General features: G+C 71.9%; 14 protein-coding genes. 1 reads left to right on the top strand and 13 read right to left on the bottom strand.

Annotated elements, in window-relative coordinates; all coding sequences use genetic code 11:
* Nucleotides 1-13: 13 nt before the first annotated feature.
* The 11 genes from ETD85_RS50115 to ETD85_RS50060 all read right to left on the bottom strand — a co-directional run bounded on the left by ETD85_RS50115 (nucleotide 14) and on the right by ETD85_RS50060 (nucleotide 12,991).
* Complete coding sequence (locus ETD85_RS50115) at nucleotides 14-619, bottom strand: ArsR/SmtB family transcription factor (RefSeq protein ID WP_138696924.1); 606 nt, start codon at nucleotides 617-619, stop codon at nucleotides 14-16.
* A 124-nt stretch (nucleotides 620-743) separates the two neighbouring features.
* Nucleotides 744-2,738: a S1 family peptidase gene (locus ETD85_RS50105; protein ID WP_240779954.1), complete on the bottom strand. Its 1,995-nt coding sequence runs from the start codon at nucleotides 2,736-2,738 to the stop codon at nucleotides 744-746.
* 100 nt (nucleotides 2,739-2,838) lie between these two features.
* Entirely contained in the window at nucleotides 2,839-3,735 is an 897-nt protein-coding gene (locus tag ETD85_RS50100) for a metallophosphoesterase family protein (protein ID WP_206059378.1), read from the bottom strand.
* 45 nt (nucleotides 3,736-3,780) lie between these two features.
* Nucleotides 3,781-5,667 (bottom strand): PucR family transcriptional regulator, encoded by a 1,887-nt coding sequence (locus ETD85_RS50095; RefSeq protein WP_138696923.1) that lies wholly within the window; start codon nucleotides 5,665-5,667, stop codon nucleotides 3,781-3,783.
* Entirely contained in the window at nucleotides 5,664-6,698 is a 1,035-nt protein-coding gene (locus ETD85_RS50090) for a DUF917 domain-containing protein (protein ID WP_138696922.1), read from the bottom strand. Before ETD85_RS50090 ends, ETD85_RS50095 begins: the two co-directional genes overlap by 4 nt.
* The gene (locus ETD85_RS50085) at nucleotides 6,695-7,681 is read right to left on the bottom strand and encodes a hypothetical protein (RefSeq protein WP_138696921.1); all 987 of its coding nucleotides are present in this window, start codon (nucleotides 7,679-7,681) and stop codon (nucleotides 6,695-6,697) included. Before ETD85_RS50085 ends, ETD85_RS50090 begins: the two co-directional genes overlap by 4 nt.
* Nucleotides 7,678-8,985 carry an MFS transporter gene (locus ETD85_RS50080; RefSeq protein ID WP_138696920.1) on the bottom strand — a complete coding sequence of 436 codons (1,308 nt, stop codon included), beginning with the start codon at nucleotides 8,983-8,985 and terminating at the stop codon, nucleotides 7,678-7,680. Before ETD85_RS50080 ends, ETD85_RS50085 begins: the two co-directional genes overlap by 4 nt.
* A gap of 333 nt (nucleotides 8,986-9,318) precedes the next feature.
* Nucleotides 9,319-10,074, bottom strand: coding sequence for an ATP-binding cassette domain-containing protein (locus ETD85_RS50075; RefSeq protein ID WP_138696919.1), 756 nt, complete (start codon nucleotides 10,072-10,074; stop codon nucleotides 9,319-9,321).
* Entirely contained in the window at nucleotides 10,071-11,102 is a 1,032-nt protein-coding gene (locus ETD85_RS50070) for an ABC transporter permease (protein WP_138696918.1), read from the bottom strand. Before ETD85_RS50070 ends, ETD85_RS50075 begins: the two co-directional genes overlap by 4 nt.
* Nucleotides 11,099-12,082: a sugar ABC transporter substrate-binding protein gene (locus ETD85_RS50065; RefSeq protein ID WP_138696917.1), complete on the bottom strand. Its 984-nt coding sequence runs from the start codon at nucleotides 12,080-12,082 to the stop codon at nucleotides 11,099-11,101. The genes ETD85_RS50070 and ETD85_RS50065 overlap by 4 nt, the downstream gene beginning before the upstream one ends.
* A 162-nt stretch (nucleotides 12,083-12,244) precedes the next feature.
* Nucleotides 12,245-12,991 (bottom strand): hypothetical protein, encoded by a 747-nt coding sequence (locus ETD85_RS50060; RefSeq protein ID WP_138696916.1) that lies wholly within the window; start codon nucleotides 12,989-12,991, stop codon nucleotides 12,245-12,247.
* 76 nt (nucleotides 12,992-13,067) lie between these two features.
* Between ETD85_RS50060 and ETD85_RS50055 the strand changes: the two genes are divergently transcribed.
* Nucleotides 13,068-13,706, top strand: a complete 639-nt coding sequence (locus ETD85_RS50055; protein WP_240779953.1) for a TetR/AcrR family transcriptional regulator — start codon at nucleotides 13,068-13,070, stop codon at nucleotides 13,704-13,706.
* A gap of 6 nt (nucleotides 13,707-13,712) precedes the next feature.
* Here the strand turns inward: ETD85_RS50055 and ETD85_RS50050 are convergent, their stop codons facing one another.
* Together ETD85_RS50050 and ETD85_RS50045 are read right to left on the bottom strand one after the other, a co-directional pair.
* On the bottom strand, nucleotides 13,713-13,949 hold the full coding sequence (locus ETD85_RS50050) for a hypothetical protein (RefSeq protein ID WP_138696915.1): 237 nt from the start codon (nucleotides 13,947-13,949) through the stop codon (nucleotides 13,713-13,715).
* A gap of 13 nt (nucleotides 13,950-13,962) precedes the next feature.
* On the bottom strand, nucleotides 13,963-15,300 hold the full coding sequence (locus ETD85_RS50045) for a TRAP transporter large permease subunit (RefSeq protein WP_138696914.1): 1,338 nt from the start codon (nucleotides 15,298-15,300) through the stop codon (nucleotides 13,963-13,965).
* Between the last annotated feature and the right edge of the window lie 199 nt (nucleotides 15,301-15,499).

The following is a 15,499-nucleotide window of genomic DNA, read 5'->3' as shown; positions in this document are numbered from 1 at the left end:
GCCGGCCGGGCCGTCACCGCTCCGCCCGCCCCTCGGGCTCCGGCTCCCCGAACTCCGGTATCACCTCGGTCATCAGGTAGACCCGCACCGCGTCGTCGGGTGCCTCCTGGGCGGGCACGTCGTCCCGGTAGCGGTCGAGGACCGCGCCCAGCTCCTCCCTCAGCCGCCCCGCCTCCTCCAGCGTGAGCCGCAGCGTCCGGGAGCTGAGGTCGAACACGTGCCGCCATTCCCGCGGGGTCGTGTGCAGCTCGTTCAGCCCCTGCTGGATGCGCAGGTTGTACAGGGCGGCGATGGACTGCAGGTACGCCAGGACCGCCTCCGGCTCGCGGTCCGCGAGGTCGACGTCGTTGAGGCGGGTGACGCGGTGGACCGAACGCCACCAGCGCTCCCGCGCGTTGCCGCGCTCGGTGTCCTCCTCGACGAAACCGGCGGCGCCGAGCCTGCGCAGGTGGTAGCTGGCGGTGCCGGAGTTCACCCCGAGGCGCTCGGCCAGGCGGGTGGCGGTGGACGGGCCGTGCTTGCGCAGCAGGTCCACGAGCTGCACCCGCACGGGGTGGGCCAGGGCGCGCAGGCCCTTGGCGTCGAGGACGATCACGCTCTCGTCGGGTGGGGGCGTCATGCCTCCGAGACTAGACCGCAAACAGTTCTTCGCAAAGGGTTCTTCGCGAAGAACTGTTTGCAATCATGGCGCGGCGGAGATTCACGGTGCCCGGATGTCCTCGATCGATGACACCGGGGAGCGCTCAGGAGTGGCCGTCCGGCGGGGGCGCGAACTGGCCGTAACGGACGTCGCGCGTCTGGTCGCCGTAGTACATCCGGCCGTCCTGACCCTGCGCGGGCGGGGCGTGGTGACCATAGCCGCCACCGTCACCGCCGGCGTGCGGCCCGGAGCCGTACCCGTCCTGACCGTAACCCTCCTGGCCGTAACCGCCTCGGCCGTAGCCGTCCTGCCCGTAGCCGCCTTGGGCGTGCCCGTCCTGACCGTAGCCGCCTTGGGCGTGCCCGTCCTGACCGTAGCCGCCTCGGCCGTAGCCGTCCTGGCCGTAGCCGCCTTGGGCGTATCCATCCTGCCCATGACCGCCGTGGGCGTATCCATCGTGGCCATAACCGCCTTGCCCGTACCCGCCTGGGCTGTAGCCGTCACCGGCGCCGTTGCGGACGGGAGCGCCGCCGTGAGCCGGCAGGGCCGGGGGCGGTACCGGGACCTGGCCCGCCGGGAGCCGGTGCTGCTGCCACGGGGGCGTGACCGCACCGTACGGGGCATGGCCCGGAGGTGATCCCGGGCCGCCGTAGGGCGGGCCGGAGCGGGAGCGGCGGCGCCGGCGACCGAGGACCTTCACCAGGACCAGGGCGAGCACGATCACGACCAGCACGCCGGCCCCGATCAGCACCCACATCAGGATCGGCCGGGGCGACTCGTCCTTGCCCGCCGAGATCGCCGCCTGGGTGTCGCTGATGTACTTGGCCACGTACGGGTGGTTCGGGAACAGCGCCTGCACCTCGCGGAACTTCGGCAGCGCGTCCTCGAAGTAGTTGCGGAAGTAGTCGTTGAGCGCCTCGTTGTACCGGATCGCGGTCACCGCCTGGGCGGGCTTGACGTTCTTCTCGCCGAGCTTCTCCTTGACGATGCTGACCGGCAGCACGAAGCTCTCGCTCTCCGACGCCTCACCGCCCTCGCTCACCGTGCCCGCGATCAGCATGCCGACGACCTTGCCCTCCTTGCTGAACACCGGGCCGCCGGAGTTGCCGTGGTAGGACGGCGCCTGGGTCTGGATGTACGGCACGCCGGTCTGGGTGGTGCGCTTGGCGTTGTACGGCCCCTCGGTCAGCGCCGGCTCCAGCTTGGACTCCAGGCTGAAGAACGGGGTGTTGGTGACCAGCCCGGGAAAGCCGCTGATGTACAGGGTGTCGCCGGTGCGCACGTCGGCGTCGTCGCCGAGCGGGACGGTCGGCAGGTTCTGCTGGCCGTTCACCTTGAGCAGCGCGAAGTCCTTGCCCGGGTAGCTCTCGCCCACCGACACCAGCTCGGCCGGGACCGCCTTGGCGGTCTTGTCCACGCCGCCGCCCGGCAGGCTCTGCAGCACCGACAGGCTCTGCTTCAGGCCGCGGATCTTCATGTGGTTGGTGTTGAACGTGATGTAGATCTGCTGCGCGAGCTTGACCATCTCCTCGTCGGCCTCGATGCCCTGCAGGCCGGAGATGATCTCCTTGGCGTCCTGCTCGTTGAACTTCGCCAGCGCCTGCTTCGCGAAGAGCTGGCTGAGCTCGGTCTCACCGACCTGGACGCAGTGGGCTCCGGTGACCATGTACCCGTCGGGAGTGACCCACCAGCCGGTGCACAGCCCGCCGACCTCGGCGTCGACCGTGCGTTCCGGGGTGGTCTCGGCGAGGTAGGTGTCGACGTCGGCCGCGATCCGCTGGAACAGCCACTTGGCGATGCTGCGCTCGTCCGACGAGATCTTGCCGGCCTGCACGGCGACGACGGCCTGCTCGCTGAGCGCGTTGAACGCGCTCTGGTTGATCGTGCTGGTCGGAACGGCGACCGTGCCGGTGTAGGTGAAGCTGGTCAGCTGGACCGCGGGCTGGGTGCGCGCCGCCAGCCAGGTGCCCACGGGCACGTCGGGCCGCTGGTCGGGCGCGTCGTCTGCCGCCGCGGGCGCGGCGGGCAAGGCGACCGCCACGACGGCCGCCGCGATCGCGGCGATCTTCGTCAACCTGTTCCTGAAATATCCGGTCACGTTGAGAACAGTGAAGGACCGCTCTTGTCTGTGGCTTGGAGCCGACTTGGGACCCCCGCGGAGCCCCGCGACCGGCGCTCATGGACGCGGCGACAAAAAGTTACGAGGACGCCGCGGTGTGCCCGCCCTCGCCCTCGCCCTCGACCAGTACGTCCCGCAGCAGGCGGCGCCGGCCCGGCCGCGGGCGCCACTCCCGGGGATAGCCGAGCGACACCTCCTCGAAGCGGACGCCGTCGTACCAGGTGACGCGCGGGATGTGCAGGTGCCCGTAGATCATCGCCGCCGTCCGGTGACGCCGGTGCCAGTCCCTGGTGGCCGTCGTGCCGCACCACTGGGCGAACTCGGGATAGCGCAGGATGTCGGTCGGCTCGCGTACGAGGGGGTAGTGGTTCAGGAAGACCACCGGCATGTCGTCGTCCAGCTCCGCCAGCCGCCGCTCGGTCGTCTCCACCCGGGCCCGGCACCACGCCTCCCGGCTCGGGAAGGGGGCGGGGTGCAGCAGGTATTCGTCGGTGCAGACCACGCCGGTGCTGTGGGCGTAGGCGAGTGCGCTGTCCTTGGTGCGGTGGCCGGGCGGCAGGAACGTGTAGTCGTAGAGGAGGAACAGCGGCACGATCCTGACGGGCCCGCCCGCGCCCTCCCACACGGGATAGCCGTCTTCCGGGGTGAGGATCCCCAGGTCCCGGCACACGCCCACCAGGTGCTCGTAGCGGGCGACCCCGCGCAGGTCCGGCTCGTCGCCGTGCGGGCTCCACAGCTCGTGGTTGCCCGGGACCCAGACGACGCGTTCGAAGCGGGCGGCCAGCAGGCGCAGCGCCCAGGTGATGTCGGCCATGCGTTCGGCCACGTCGCCGGCGATCAGCAACCAGTCGCCGGGGGCGGCCGGTTTCAGCTCCTGCACGATGGCTCGGTTCTCGGGGTAGGCGACGTGCAGGTCGCTCACCGCCAGCAGTCTGCTCTCTCCTCGTACGGCCGGACCGTCCTGGGGGGCGGGCAACGGGCGCACCTCCTTCCGCGTGGTACGAGCATGACACGGACGAGCTCAGCGCAACATCACGTGGCAGGCCAGTTGCAGGGCCAGCCGGGTCGCGGCGTCGTCCAGGTCGAAGCCCACGGACTTGATGCGGTCCAGGCGCGTGGTGACGGTGTTGCGGTGCACGCCGAGCCGGTCGGCCGCCTTCAGCGCCCCGCCCTCGTCCAGCACCGCCGCCAGCGTCTCCAGCAGCGTCCCGTCCTTGTCGATCTCCAGCAACGGCCGCAGCACCACCGCCGCGGGAGCGCGCAGCACGCCCGCGGGCAGGGCTCCGAGCAGCTCGGCCGGGCCCATCCGGTCGGCGCGGGCCACCGTGCCGGCTCCGGCCACGAACGCCGCCGCCTCCGCGCCGAGCAGCGACTCCCCCGCCGCGGCCAGGCCGTCCACCGGCGCGCCGACCCCGGCCGCGCACGGCCACGGCAGCATCTCCAGGCAGTGCTCCAGCCGCTGGGCCAGCTTGCCGGGGTCCAGCGCCGACCAGCCCGCCCAGCCCTCGCCCCTGGGCAGCACCGGCACCTCGCCGACGGCGGCCGTGATCAGCGCCTGGGCCAGCGGGGTGTCGTCCACCTCCAGCAGCGGCCGCACGTGGTAGCCGGTGAGCTCGCCCGCCACGGGCCAGCCCAGCGCGATCGCGATCGTCGCCGGGCCGCCCTCCTCGTCCAGCTCCGCCGCCGCCGAGGCCGCGGCCCGGACCTGAGCCGAGGTCACGGCCGAGGTCAGAGCCGAGCTCACGGCCGAGGCCCCGGCGGAGGGCCGGGAGAAAGAGCGGGCGGAGGGCCGGGCCGAGGACACGGCCGAGGCCCGGGCGGCGGCCGGTGTCCGGCCGGAAGGTGCGGCCGAGGGCCGGGCTGACGGTGCGGCTGAGGGTGCGGCTGAGGGTGCGGCTGAGGGCTCGGCCGACTTCGCGGTGGAGGTCGCGCCCGCGGCCTCGGCGTCCGCGAGCAGGCGCTCGGCGAGGGCCGCCTGCATGGCGAAGTCCCGGGAGGCCCGCAGGCGCTCCTGCGCGGCCCAGGCGGTCAGCGGCGCCACCGCGAGCTCCAGCACGGTACGGACCACGGACGGCCACCCCGGGGAACGCGACGAGCCCCCGGCCACCAGCACCCCCAGCGGCGCGCCGTCGCGATCGGGCACCTCCACCTCCGCCGACCACCGCGCCCCCACCACCCGCGCACCACCCTGGACCGGCAGCCCAGCAGCACCAGCCGCCGATCCCGTGCTCCCCGCCGGTGATCCCGTGCGACCGGCCGGTGATCCCGGGCTCCCGGCCGCCGATCCGGTGGTGCCGGACGACGGCGGCGAAGAGGAGTCGTCGGCGCCGGGCTCGCCTGGCAGGCGGCCGATGACGCTCTGGCGGCCGGCCAGATGACGGCCGTACCGGTCGATGAACGCCACCGACGTGCCCGGCAGCTCGGCGTTCAGCACCCCCAGCACCCGGCGCGGCGACGTGCCCGCCTCGGCCAGCCGGGTCGCGCAGCGGGCGACGAGCTGCGTACGGGCGGCGTCCGGACGCGAGGCGACCGAGGCGACCCGGACCGCGATGATCAGCGGATCCTCGTCCACGAAGATCAACGTGACGCCGAGCCGCTCGGCCAGCACCTCGCCCGAGCCCTCGCTCAGCCCGCCCGACGGCGCGATCACGCACGCCGCCGCCTGCTCCCAGGCCCGGCGCATGGCCATCTCGACCGCCCACCCGCCACTGGCCGCCGTCCCGATCAGCACCACCGCGGTGTGCGGCGTCACCGTCCCGAACACCGACAGCTCGTCGACGATCCGCACCTGGCGCACCGGCTTCTCACCGCTGCCGTACATCCTGGCCCCGGCCAGCGGCCCCGCGTTGACCAGCTCGGCCACGGTGACCGGCGCCTCCCATCCCGGCGACCGCACCCCCGCGCTCACAGCGGGATCCCGAACGCGCTCAAACCGCCCAATGCCCGACCCTTGTCCGTGTGCCACACCGGCGCGGCCTGCACCACCATGATCTCCACCTCGACACCCGGCTCCGCCTTGTCGACGTCCACGACCATCCCGTCCGCTGTCGCGATCATGCAGATCTGGTCCGGCGCCATCGCCACCGGCGCGCCGTCGGCCAGGGCCAGCACGATCTCGTTGTGCGCCTCCAGCCGGACCAGCCGCCGCAGCCCGGCGGACTCCTGCACCACGATGCTCGACGGCAGCGACGGCAGGGCCAGGTCGGCGCCGTGCCCGGTGCTCCCCTCCACGGCCAGGATCTGCCCCTTGCACAGGGTCCGCACACCGTACGGGGCCGCCACCGACCTCGGCACGCCCGGCTCGCCGGCCCGCAGCAGCAGGCTCACCGTGCCCGGCACCAGCACCCTGGCCAGGTCGCCGGCCGCCATCGGATAGCACGCCGCCACCGCCCACCCGCCGACCGACAGCACCACCGGCCGTACCAGCTCCTCCACCCGGTCGGCCGCCGTCTCCAGCACCACCACCTCCCCCGACGCGCCCGCCAGCGCCAGCGGGGCCGCCTGCACCCTACCCAGCGTGTACGTCGTCTGCTCGACCAGCGGGAACACCCGCCCCGACCCGTCGCCGTCCACCAGCGGCACCCCCAGCCCGGCCGCCGCGACCAGCGGGATCAGCGCGTTCTCGGCCGCCAGGTTCAGCGCCACCACGGCCCCGGCCCGCTCCCCCAGCCGGCGCTCCAGAGCCCGCACGGCCCGCACCGGCTCGTCCCCTCGCGGCAACTGCTCCCCCAGCGCGGTGGTCGAGCCGACGAGGGTGATCGCCATGCACAGGGTGCCCGCGTCCAGCTCCTCGGCCGCCACCAGCGTCACGCCGTCGCCGAGCACCGAGCCCGCCCACGCGTAGGCCAGGCTGTACGACGACTCCGCCGCCCCGGTGGCGAACAACCGCGAGCCCGCCGAGAGCCGGCCGAGCCCGGCGGCGTCGATGACCCGGCTCACGGCACCGCTCCCTGCGCCGTCACGCGCACCCGGTAGAGCCCGTCGGGCAGGTACGACAGCGGGTTAACCGTGGTCTCCGCGATCCTGGCCGAACCGGGCGCGGCACCCGCGCTGACCACCCTCGTGAGCACCTCGTCCCTGACGTCCTGGAGCACCCGGTCCAGCTCGGCCCGTCCCCGGGCCTGCACGATCCGCTCCACCTGCGCCTCCGGCCGCCCGAGCGCCGCCCCGAAGGCAGCCGCCACCTCATCGGAGACCTCCTCCCCGCCGGAGCCCGGCCCCGCATCGGAGCCCGCCCGCCTGCCGAAACCGGCGTCCAGCGCCGCCCGGCCCCTGGCCAGGCTCGCCGTCCGGCCCGCGTCGCAGGTCAGCGGATAGCGCCGGAAATACTGCGCGGACACCAGCCCGCTCTCAGACCTGGCGAAATACACCGGCACCCCCGGCAGCTCCCTGGCCGCCTCGTCGGCGATCCGCCCCGCCTCGGGGCCGAGCGCCGCGTTGCGGATCGCGTCCTCCTCCCGCTCCCGCAGCCCCGGCCGCCCGAACTCGTACGACAGCGTGATCCGCGCCCCCGGCACCTCGGCCGCGACGATCTCCGCCACCGCCAGCTCGTGATCGGCCAGCATCGGCGACCCCGTGGCCGTCACCGCGAAGTCCAGCAGGCCGCAGGACCCGGCGAAGCGCCGCACCGCCTCGGTGTCCAGCGGCGCGAGCGGCCGGCCCGTCAGGCTGTGCCCGCCCCGTACGATCGTCGCCACCCCGGCGCTGGCCGGCCGCCCGACCAGCGGCCTGAGCACCTCGGGGCACGGCCCGCCCACCCGGATGACCGCCACCGCGGCCGTGCGCGCCCCGCCCAGGTCCACCGCCACGCAGGCGCGCGCCGCGGTATGGGCCGCGGCCCTGGCCACCGGCGACTCGGGAACGCCGTCGCTGACCGCCACCACCACCGGCGCGTGCCGTCCGAGAGCGACGCCCAGAATCAATCCAGCTCGCGTCCTTCCGTCTCCGGCAGGGGCACGGCCAGCAGCGCCGTGGCCACCATGAACGCATTGATGATCAGCATGGTCGCGGTGAAGCCCGTCGCGTTCGCCAGCAGCGCGCCCACCGCCGACGGCGCCGCCGTCGTGGCCACGAGCTGCGCGGCCGTCGCCCACGAATAGCCGGTGCCGCGCAGGGCGGTGGGATAGAACTCGCCGTTCCAGGTGTTCCAGACGCCCCACGCGCCGAGGCTGAAGAACGCCAGCACGAAGTTGCCCAGGTACAGGCCGGTCATCGAGTCGGCCGTGGCGAACCAGATCCCGCCGAGCACCGCCGCCAGCACGTAGACCAGGAACACCTTCTTGCGCCCGAAGCGGCCGGTGAGCAGGGACGCGCTCACGTACCCGGGGATCATCATCAGCGCGCTCAGCGCCGCGAAGCCGAGCGAGGCCGACAGTGTCAGGCCCCGCTGCTGCAGCAGCGTGGGCAGCCACGTCTGCAGCCCCCAGTAGCCCCAGTTGAAGACGAAGTTCAGCACCAGCATGAGGACGGTGACCAGGGCCAGCCGCCCGCGGAACAGGTCGAGCGGACGCCCCACCCGCGTGCTCGCCACCGTGAACGTGGCCTCGGCGTCCGGGCTGCCCAGCGAGCGCAGCACCGCCCGCGCCTCGTCCTGCCGGCCGCGCGCCGCCAGCCAGTACGGCGACTCCGGCACCCACGCCCTGATCGCGAACGCCCACAGCCCCGCCACCGCGCTGGCGATCACCACCACGTGCCAGCCCAGATCGCCCAGCGTCACCGACGCCCCGATCGCGGCCAGCATGCCGATCGGCCACCCGATCGACAGGTAGACCGCCGCCCGGCCCCGGTACTTGGTCGGCAGCAGCTCAAGGAAGAGCGGGAACGTGATCGTGTAGACGCCGGCCAGCGCCAGCCCGGACAGGACCCGCAGCGCCACCAGCACCGCCATGTTCGGCGCGAACGCCGACGCGAACGCGACCACCCCGTACGCCAGCAGCGACCAGAACGCCGTCGGCCGCCGCCCGATGTGGTCGGCCACCGGCCCCCAGACCAGCACGCCGGGGATCATGCCGAACGCCACCGCCGACAGCACCACGCCGACGCCCGCCTCGTCGATCCCGAACCGCGCGCCCAGGTCCCCGGACACGTAGACCAGCGCGAGCTGCTCCCACGACTCGATGACGAACGCGATGAACAGCGCGAGCGCGATGAGCACGTGCCTGCGGGTGAACGGCATCCGGTCGAATGCCGCGCCGATCGGCATGGTCCTGGAGTCGACAGCGGTCATGGAAGCTCCTCGGAGGGGGGTGCGAAGTATTGCCGCACCATAAGGCCGCCGCCCCGAGGTGTTCCTGTGCACGCCGCCCTGCGCGGGGCGGGTGACTGTGCCCGCCGCCCTGAGGCGGCGGGTGGCGTAATAACGGCCCCGGGGGCTTTCCGCGCCACAGCTCCACTCCGAGCGCCTTTACTTAGTAGATCCAGTACGCGGCGCCCTGCCGTTCGCAGCGGTCACGATGATCCCCCGGCTTCCAGCGTGGCGCACCGAGAAGTGCCCCTGAGAGGTACGTGCCCGCCCCACCGGTCCGGCCGATCGCCCTTATCCGTCAAATTCCCGCCAAGCTCACTCCCGCTGCAGCTCGTGCGACAGCTCCTCCAGCTCGGCGCCGCCGGCCATGAGCGTCGTCAGCTCCTCGGTCGTGATGTCGGCCTTGGCGTACTCGCCCAGGCTGGCACCCCGCTTGAGCAGCAGGAACCGGTCGCCGACCGGATAGGCGTGATGCGGGTTGTGGGTGATGAAGACCACCCCGAGCCCCCGGTCACGGGCCCTGGCGATGTAGCGCAGCACGACTCCCGCCTGCTTGACGCCCAGCGCCGAGGTGGGCTCGTCGAGGATGAGGACGCGCGCTCCGAAGTAGACGGCCCTGGCGATGGCCACCGACTGCCGCTCGCCGCCGGACAGCGTGCCGACCGGCTGGTCCACGTCGCGGATGTCGATGCCCATCGCCCGCAGCTCCTCGCGGGCCACCCGCCTGGCCTTGCCCACGTCGAAGGCCAGGCCCTTGCGCGGCTCCGAGCCGAGGAAGAAGTTCCGCCAGACCGACATGAGCGGGATCATCGCCAGATCCTGGTAGACGGTGGCGATGCCCCGGTCGAGCGCGTCGCGGGGGCTGGCGAAGCGCACCTCGGCGCCGTCCACCAGGAGCGAGCCCGCGTCGTGCTGGTGCACCCCGGCCAGGATCTTGATGAGCGTGGACTTGCCCGCGCCGTTGTCGCCCAGCACGCAGGTGACCCGGCCGGCCTCCACCTGCATCGACACGTCGCGCAGCGCCAGCACCGAGCCGAACGTCTTGCCGATGCCACGGGTCTCCAGTATCAATGCTTCACCTCCTCGGCGTACCGCCGGACCAGGCGGTTGGCCAGCGTGGCCAGCAGCAGCATCGCGCCGAGGAAGAACTTGAACCAGTCGGCGTCCCAGCCCAGGAACACGATGCCCTTGTCGGCCATGCCGAAGATCACCGCGCCGATGGCGGCGCCGATGGCGGAGCCGTACCCGCCGGTGAGCAGGCAGCCGCCGATCACGGCGGCGATGATGTAGATGAACTCCTGCCCGATGCCGATGTTGGCCTGCACCGAGGTGTAGCGCAGCGCCAGGATCGAGCCCACCAGCCAGGCGGCGACGGCCGTCGTCATGAACAGGGCGATCTTCGTCCGCGCGGCGGGCACGCCCACCGCGCGGGCGGCCTGCTCGTTGCCGCCCACCGCGAAGATCCAGTTGCCCGCCTTCGAGCGCATGAGCACCCAGGTGGCCACCACGGTCACCAGGATCCACCAGAGGATCGCCACCCGGAACGACGTGCCGCCGATCTGGATCGTGCCGGCGAAGACCGCGCTCGCGCCCTCGAACCCGGAGGCCCGGCGCAACCCGCTGACCTGCACGGTCCCGGTGATGGCCTTGGTGACGCCGAGGTTGACGCCCTGCAGCATGAGGAACGTGCCGAGCGTGACGATGAAGCTCGGCAATCGGGTCCTGGTCACGATCATCCCGTTGGCGAACCCGATGCCGAGCGCGACGACGAGCCCGGCGAGCATCGCGAGCCAGACGTCGAACCCGAACCGGGTGGCCAGGGTGACGAGGATGAGCCCGCTGGTGCCGGTGAGCACGCCGGCCGACAGGTCGAACTCGCCGCCGATCATCAGCAGGGCCACCGCCACGGCCATGATGCCGAGCGTGGCGGCGGGGTCGAGCCAGTTGGCGATGCCCTCCGGCGACCTGAACACCGGCGACTGCGAGGCGAAGAACGCGAACACCACGACCAGCCCGACCACGGCACCCAGCTCCGGCCTGATCAGCAGGCGGCGGGCCAGGCCGACGTGGGCGAGCCGTTCGTCGGCCGCCACCGTCATCTCGTGCCCGCCTCGGCCAGCTTGGCCACCTGCTCGGCGTTGTCCTTGGTCACGAAGCCGGGCCCGGTGTTGACCGGCAGGCCGCCGCCGACGGTGTTGAGGTTGGCCTTGTAGAGGTTGAGGAACGTGATCGGCAGGTAGCCCTGCAGGTACTGCTGCTGGTCCACGGCGAACAGGATCTCGCCGTCCTTGATGGCGGTCACCACGTCGCCCGACAGGTCGAACGTGCCCAGCTTGGCCTGCGACCCCGAGTCCTTGATCGCGTCCCTGGCGGCCACGGCGATCGCCGGGTTCAGCGCGAGCACCCCGTTGACCTGCTTGTCCGACTGGAGCTTTGCGGTGACCTTGGAGGTGACGTCGGCCAGGTTGCTCACGTCCACCTGCAGCCGCTCGACCGTGCCGCCCAGCGTCTCCTCCGCGCCCTTGCAGCGCTGGTCGAGACCCACGTTGCCGGCCTCGTGGATGACGCACAGCAGCTTGGTGACGCCGGCGGCCTTGAGCTGCTCGCCCGCGCCGCGCCCGGCCACGTCCTCCGACTGGCCGACGTGCGTGATGGCGCCGAACGCCTTGGAGGAGTCGGCCCCCGAGTTGATCGTCACCACCGGGATCTTCGCCGCGACGGCCTTGCCGATGGCCTCCTTCAGCGCGTCCGGGTTGGCCATCGAGACCACGATGCCGTCCACCTTCGTGGAGACGGCCTGGTCGATGAGCTGGGACTGCTTGGCCGGATCTCCGTCCCCTTGATAGGTCACCTTCACGCCGTACTGCTTGCCGGCGGCCTCCGCGCCGTTCTTGACCACGTCCCAGAAGGAGTCGCCGGGCGCTCCATGGGTGATCACGGCGAAACCTGCGCCGCCGCCGCTCGCGGGAGCGGCGGCGGAGCTCGGCTGGACACTCTGCGCGTTCTGTCCTCCCGAGGAGGAGCAGCCGGTTATGGCGAGTGCGCCCAGCAGGGCCAGCACGATCGGGGTACGTCTCACAGGACACCTCCATGACCAACGGGCTCGCCCCCGGTTGTACCCCAATGCGATCTATTTGTATAGACATGCTGACTTATGCTGGGCGATCATCATTCACCTGTGACCGATCAGGCGCTCATGACCCCCGCCCGGACTCCGCCGGCGGGAGGCGAACCCGGTCAGTCAGTCCGTGCCGCTGGCCACCGTCTCGGGGTCCGGCGCCTTGATCGACACCTTGGCGCCCCACCCGGTGAAGCGGCTGTCGATCGTCATGGTCTTGCCCGCGAGGTCGCTCTTGCCTAACACGCCGATCGCCGCGTACGAGCTCTTCACCCGGCTCACGAGCCCGGCCGAGGTGAGCGTGAGAGCGTAGGTGATCTTGGTGTCCTTGTGGATGCGCAGCGGGACGGAGGCGTCGAACCAGGGCGACACCTTCGCCAGCTCCTTGAAAGTGATCTTCCCGGTGATGGCGCTCCCGGTCAGCCTGCCCTTCTTGATCAGCGCGGCCAGGGTCTTCGGCTCCGCGGGATTGATCACCTGCCCGTAGAAGCCGCCGGAGCCGCCCGGCAGGTTGCCGGTCTTCATCCAGCTCTTGCCCGGCTCGAGGCGGCCCTCCCAGATGTCGCCCGAGGTGTAGCTGACCTTGCCGACGCTGATGGTCCGCTCGCGCCCGGAGTCGGCCGCGGTGGTGGTGATGTCGGAGGCCGCGATGCCCTTGGCGTTGAACTGGAAGGTCCCCTTGCGGCTCTGCAGCTTGGCCTTGCCGCCACCCGAGATGACGCTGGTCTCGGTGAACCGCACACCGTGGCCGGCGGTGAGCTTGCCCTTCAGGGCGCGTACGGGATCCTTGGGGGCGGCGGCCTGCGCGGGGACGGAGCCCACCAGCAGCGCGCCGCAGACCACGAGGGTGGTCATGATCGTCTTTTTCATGCCGATGATCATGCCGGATGATCGCCGATTCACCGACTTAGTAGAACGGAATTATACGTTCCCATATAGTGGAGGTATGACCAGCGCACCCATGAGCGGCCGCAAGGCACAGGCCGCACGTAACGACGAGCTGATCCTCCAGGCGGCCCGGGCGGTCTTCACCGCCGACCCGGGCGCCCCCATCGCGGCCGTGGCCGAGAAGGCGGGCGTCGGGATCAGCGCACTCTATCGCCGTTACCCCAGCAAGGAAGCCCTTCTGCAGAAGCTCTGCGGCGACGGGCTCAGGCTCTACATCGAGGTCACCGAGCGAGCGCTGGCCGACGACGGGGATCCCTGGGAGGCGTTCGCCGGCTACCTGCGCGGCATCGTGGACGCCGACACGAACTCCTTGACGATCAAACTGGCGGGCACGTTCCATCCGACGGAGGAGCTGCACCAGGAGGCGGCCAGGTCCGCGGTCCTGGCCGCGGAGGCGCACCGGCGGGCGGTCGAGGCGGGCGTGCTGCGGCCGGACGTGACGGTGGCGGACATCGCGCTGCTGTTCGAGCAGCTCGCCTCGATCAAGGTGGGCGGCGAGGAGCGGACCGCGCAGCTGCGCCACCGCTTCCTCGCGCTGGCGATGGACGGGCTGCGCGTGCCGCCCGCCCACCGCGATCTGCCGGGGCCGCCGCTCGTGGACGAGGAGCTCTCGGCCCGCTGGATCCCCTCGGCGTAGGCGGGGTCAGTCCTCGCCGGTCTGCCAGTGGAACAGGTACGACATCAGGAAGCCGAGCAGCCCCGTCACCCCCGCCGCCACGGTCATCGCCATGCCGAGCATGGACACGGCGCCGGAGACCAGGCCGGGGTTCCCGGTGACGAGGCCGACGGCCTGGGCCAGCACGACGACGACGCCGAGGGCGAGGAACAGCACGACGCCGGCCTTGAAGAGCGCCATGATGAGGCTTTTGACGGTGTTCATGATGGGCTTCCTCTCAGATCGGCAGCAGGCCGGTCGCCACCAGCACGCCGATGACCAGGGTCGGGATGACGAACCAGATGATCAGCCGCCCGAACGTCCTGGCCGGGTCCACCTGGGCGATGCCGCTGGCGATGTAGATCGGGGCCGCGCCGGGCGGTGACGCGCCCTCGGTCGAGGCGAAGATCATGATCGCGGTGGCCGCGGCGGCGGGGGCGACCCCGGCCGCGGTCAGCGCGCTGAAGGCCACGCCGCCGACCGCGGCGATGGTGGCGGTGCCGGTCAGCGGCGCGGCGATGATGACGAGGAGCAGGCCGACCAGGGACGCGATGACGACGGCCGGGGCGTCCAGCGCCTGCATGATCGAGGTGAGCTGGTCGACGAGACCCAGCTCGCCCAGGCTGGCGGCGGCGGCGAAGGCGAAGAACAGGGTCGCGCCGATCACCGCGTACCTGGGGGCCATCTCGCCGAGCAGCTCGTTCCAGGCCCGCCCGGTGCGGGGCAGCCGCTTCCAGGCCACCGCGAACGTGGCCAGCACCGTGAGCACCGGGATCCAGACGACGATGCTGACGTCGTCGGCCGCCTCCCCGACGCGCGACTCCATCAGTTTCACGCCGAAGTCGAGAGTCATCAGGACCGGGATCAGGATGCCCGCGTACACCAGGAGCGAGGTCCACCCGGCGCGCAGGGCGGCGCGCAGCGGGAGGATGTCGGCGGCGTCGGTGGCCGCGATGTTGTGCCGGCGCACCCACACGAACACCACCACGAACCGGTAGGCCACCGTCCACAGCCCGCCGACGAGCGCGGGCACGAAGAGCTGGTCGGCGGTCAGTACGGGCGCCACCGCGGCGGAGCCGAGCAGCAGGAACATCGACGAGCTCGGCGGGATCGAGATGCCGAGCCCGGCGTTGCCCGCCACCAGCGAGGCGGCCAGGTCGGGCCGCCAGTTGGAGCGGGTCATCCAGGGGATGGTCACCGAGCCGACGGAGGCGGCGATGCCCGACCCCGACCCGGCGGGGCCGCCGAGCAGGGCCGCCGCGGAGGTCGAGACGTACCCGGCGCCGCCGCGCAACCGGCCGAAGACCGAGTTGAGCACGGTGACCTGCTCCTGGATCAGACCCAGCTTGGTGAGCAGGTAGCCCATGAACACGAAGGCCAGCGCGGCGAACACGACCTCCTCGGCCAGCGCGTCGGCGATGCCCGCCCAGGCGAGGCTCAGGAAGTCGGCGCCCCCGAAGAGGCACACTCCGGCGAAACCGATGAGCATCGCCTCACCGATGTTGCGTTTCAGCACGCCGTTCCAGACGACGATGATGGCGATGTAAGCGATGAGCGCCCATACGGCGATTCCCATGGCGAAATGACCTCCAATGGGGGGAATGCTGGGGGTGGTTCGGCGCGCCGGCGGCTATGCGTCGGAGGCGGGCTGAGCTGGGTCGGATCGAGCGGCGTCAGATGAGGCGGCTCCAGGAGAGACGGCTTGGGCGGGTCAGGTGGCTTCAGGCGCGGCGGCTTCGTGCGAAGCGGCTTGGGGTCGTCTCTTATACACACCT

Source organism: Nonomuraea zeae (genome assembly GCF_005889725.1).
Classification (GTDB): domain Bacteria; phylum Actinomycetota; class Actinomycetes; order Streptosporangiales; family Streptosporangiaceae; genus Nonomuraea; species Nonomuraea zeae.
Note: the sequence above shows the minus strand (reverse complement) of the source record. Positions and strands in the feature narration are given on the sequence as shown.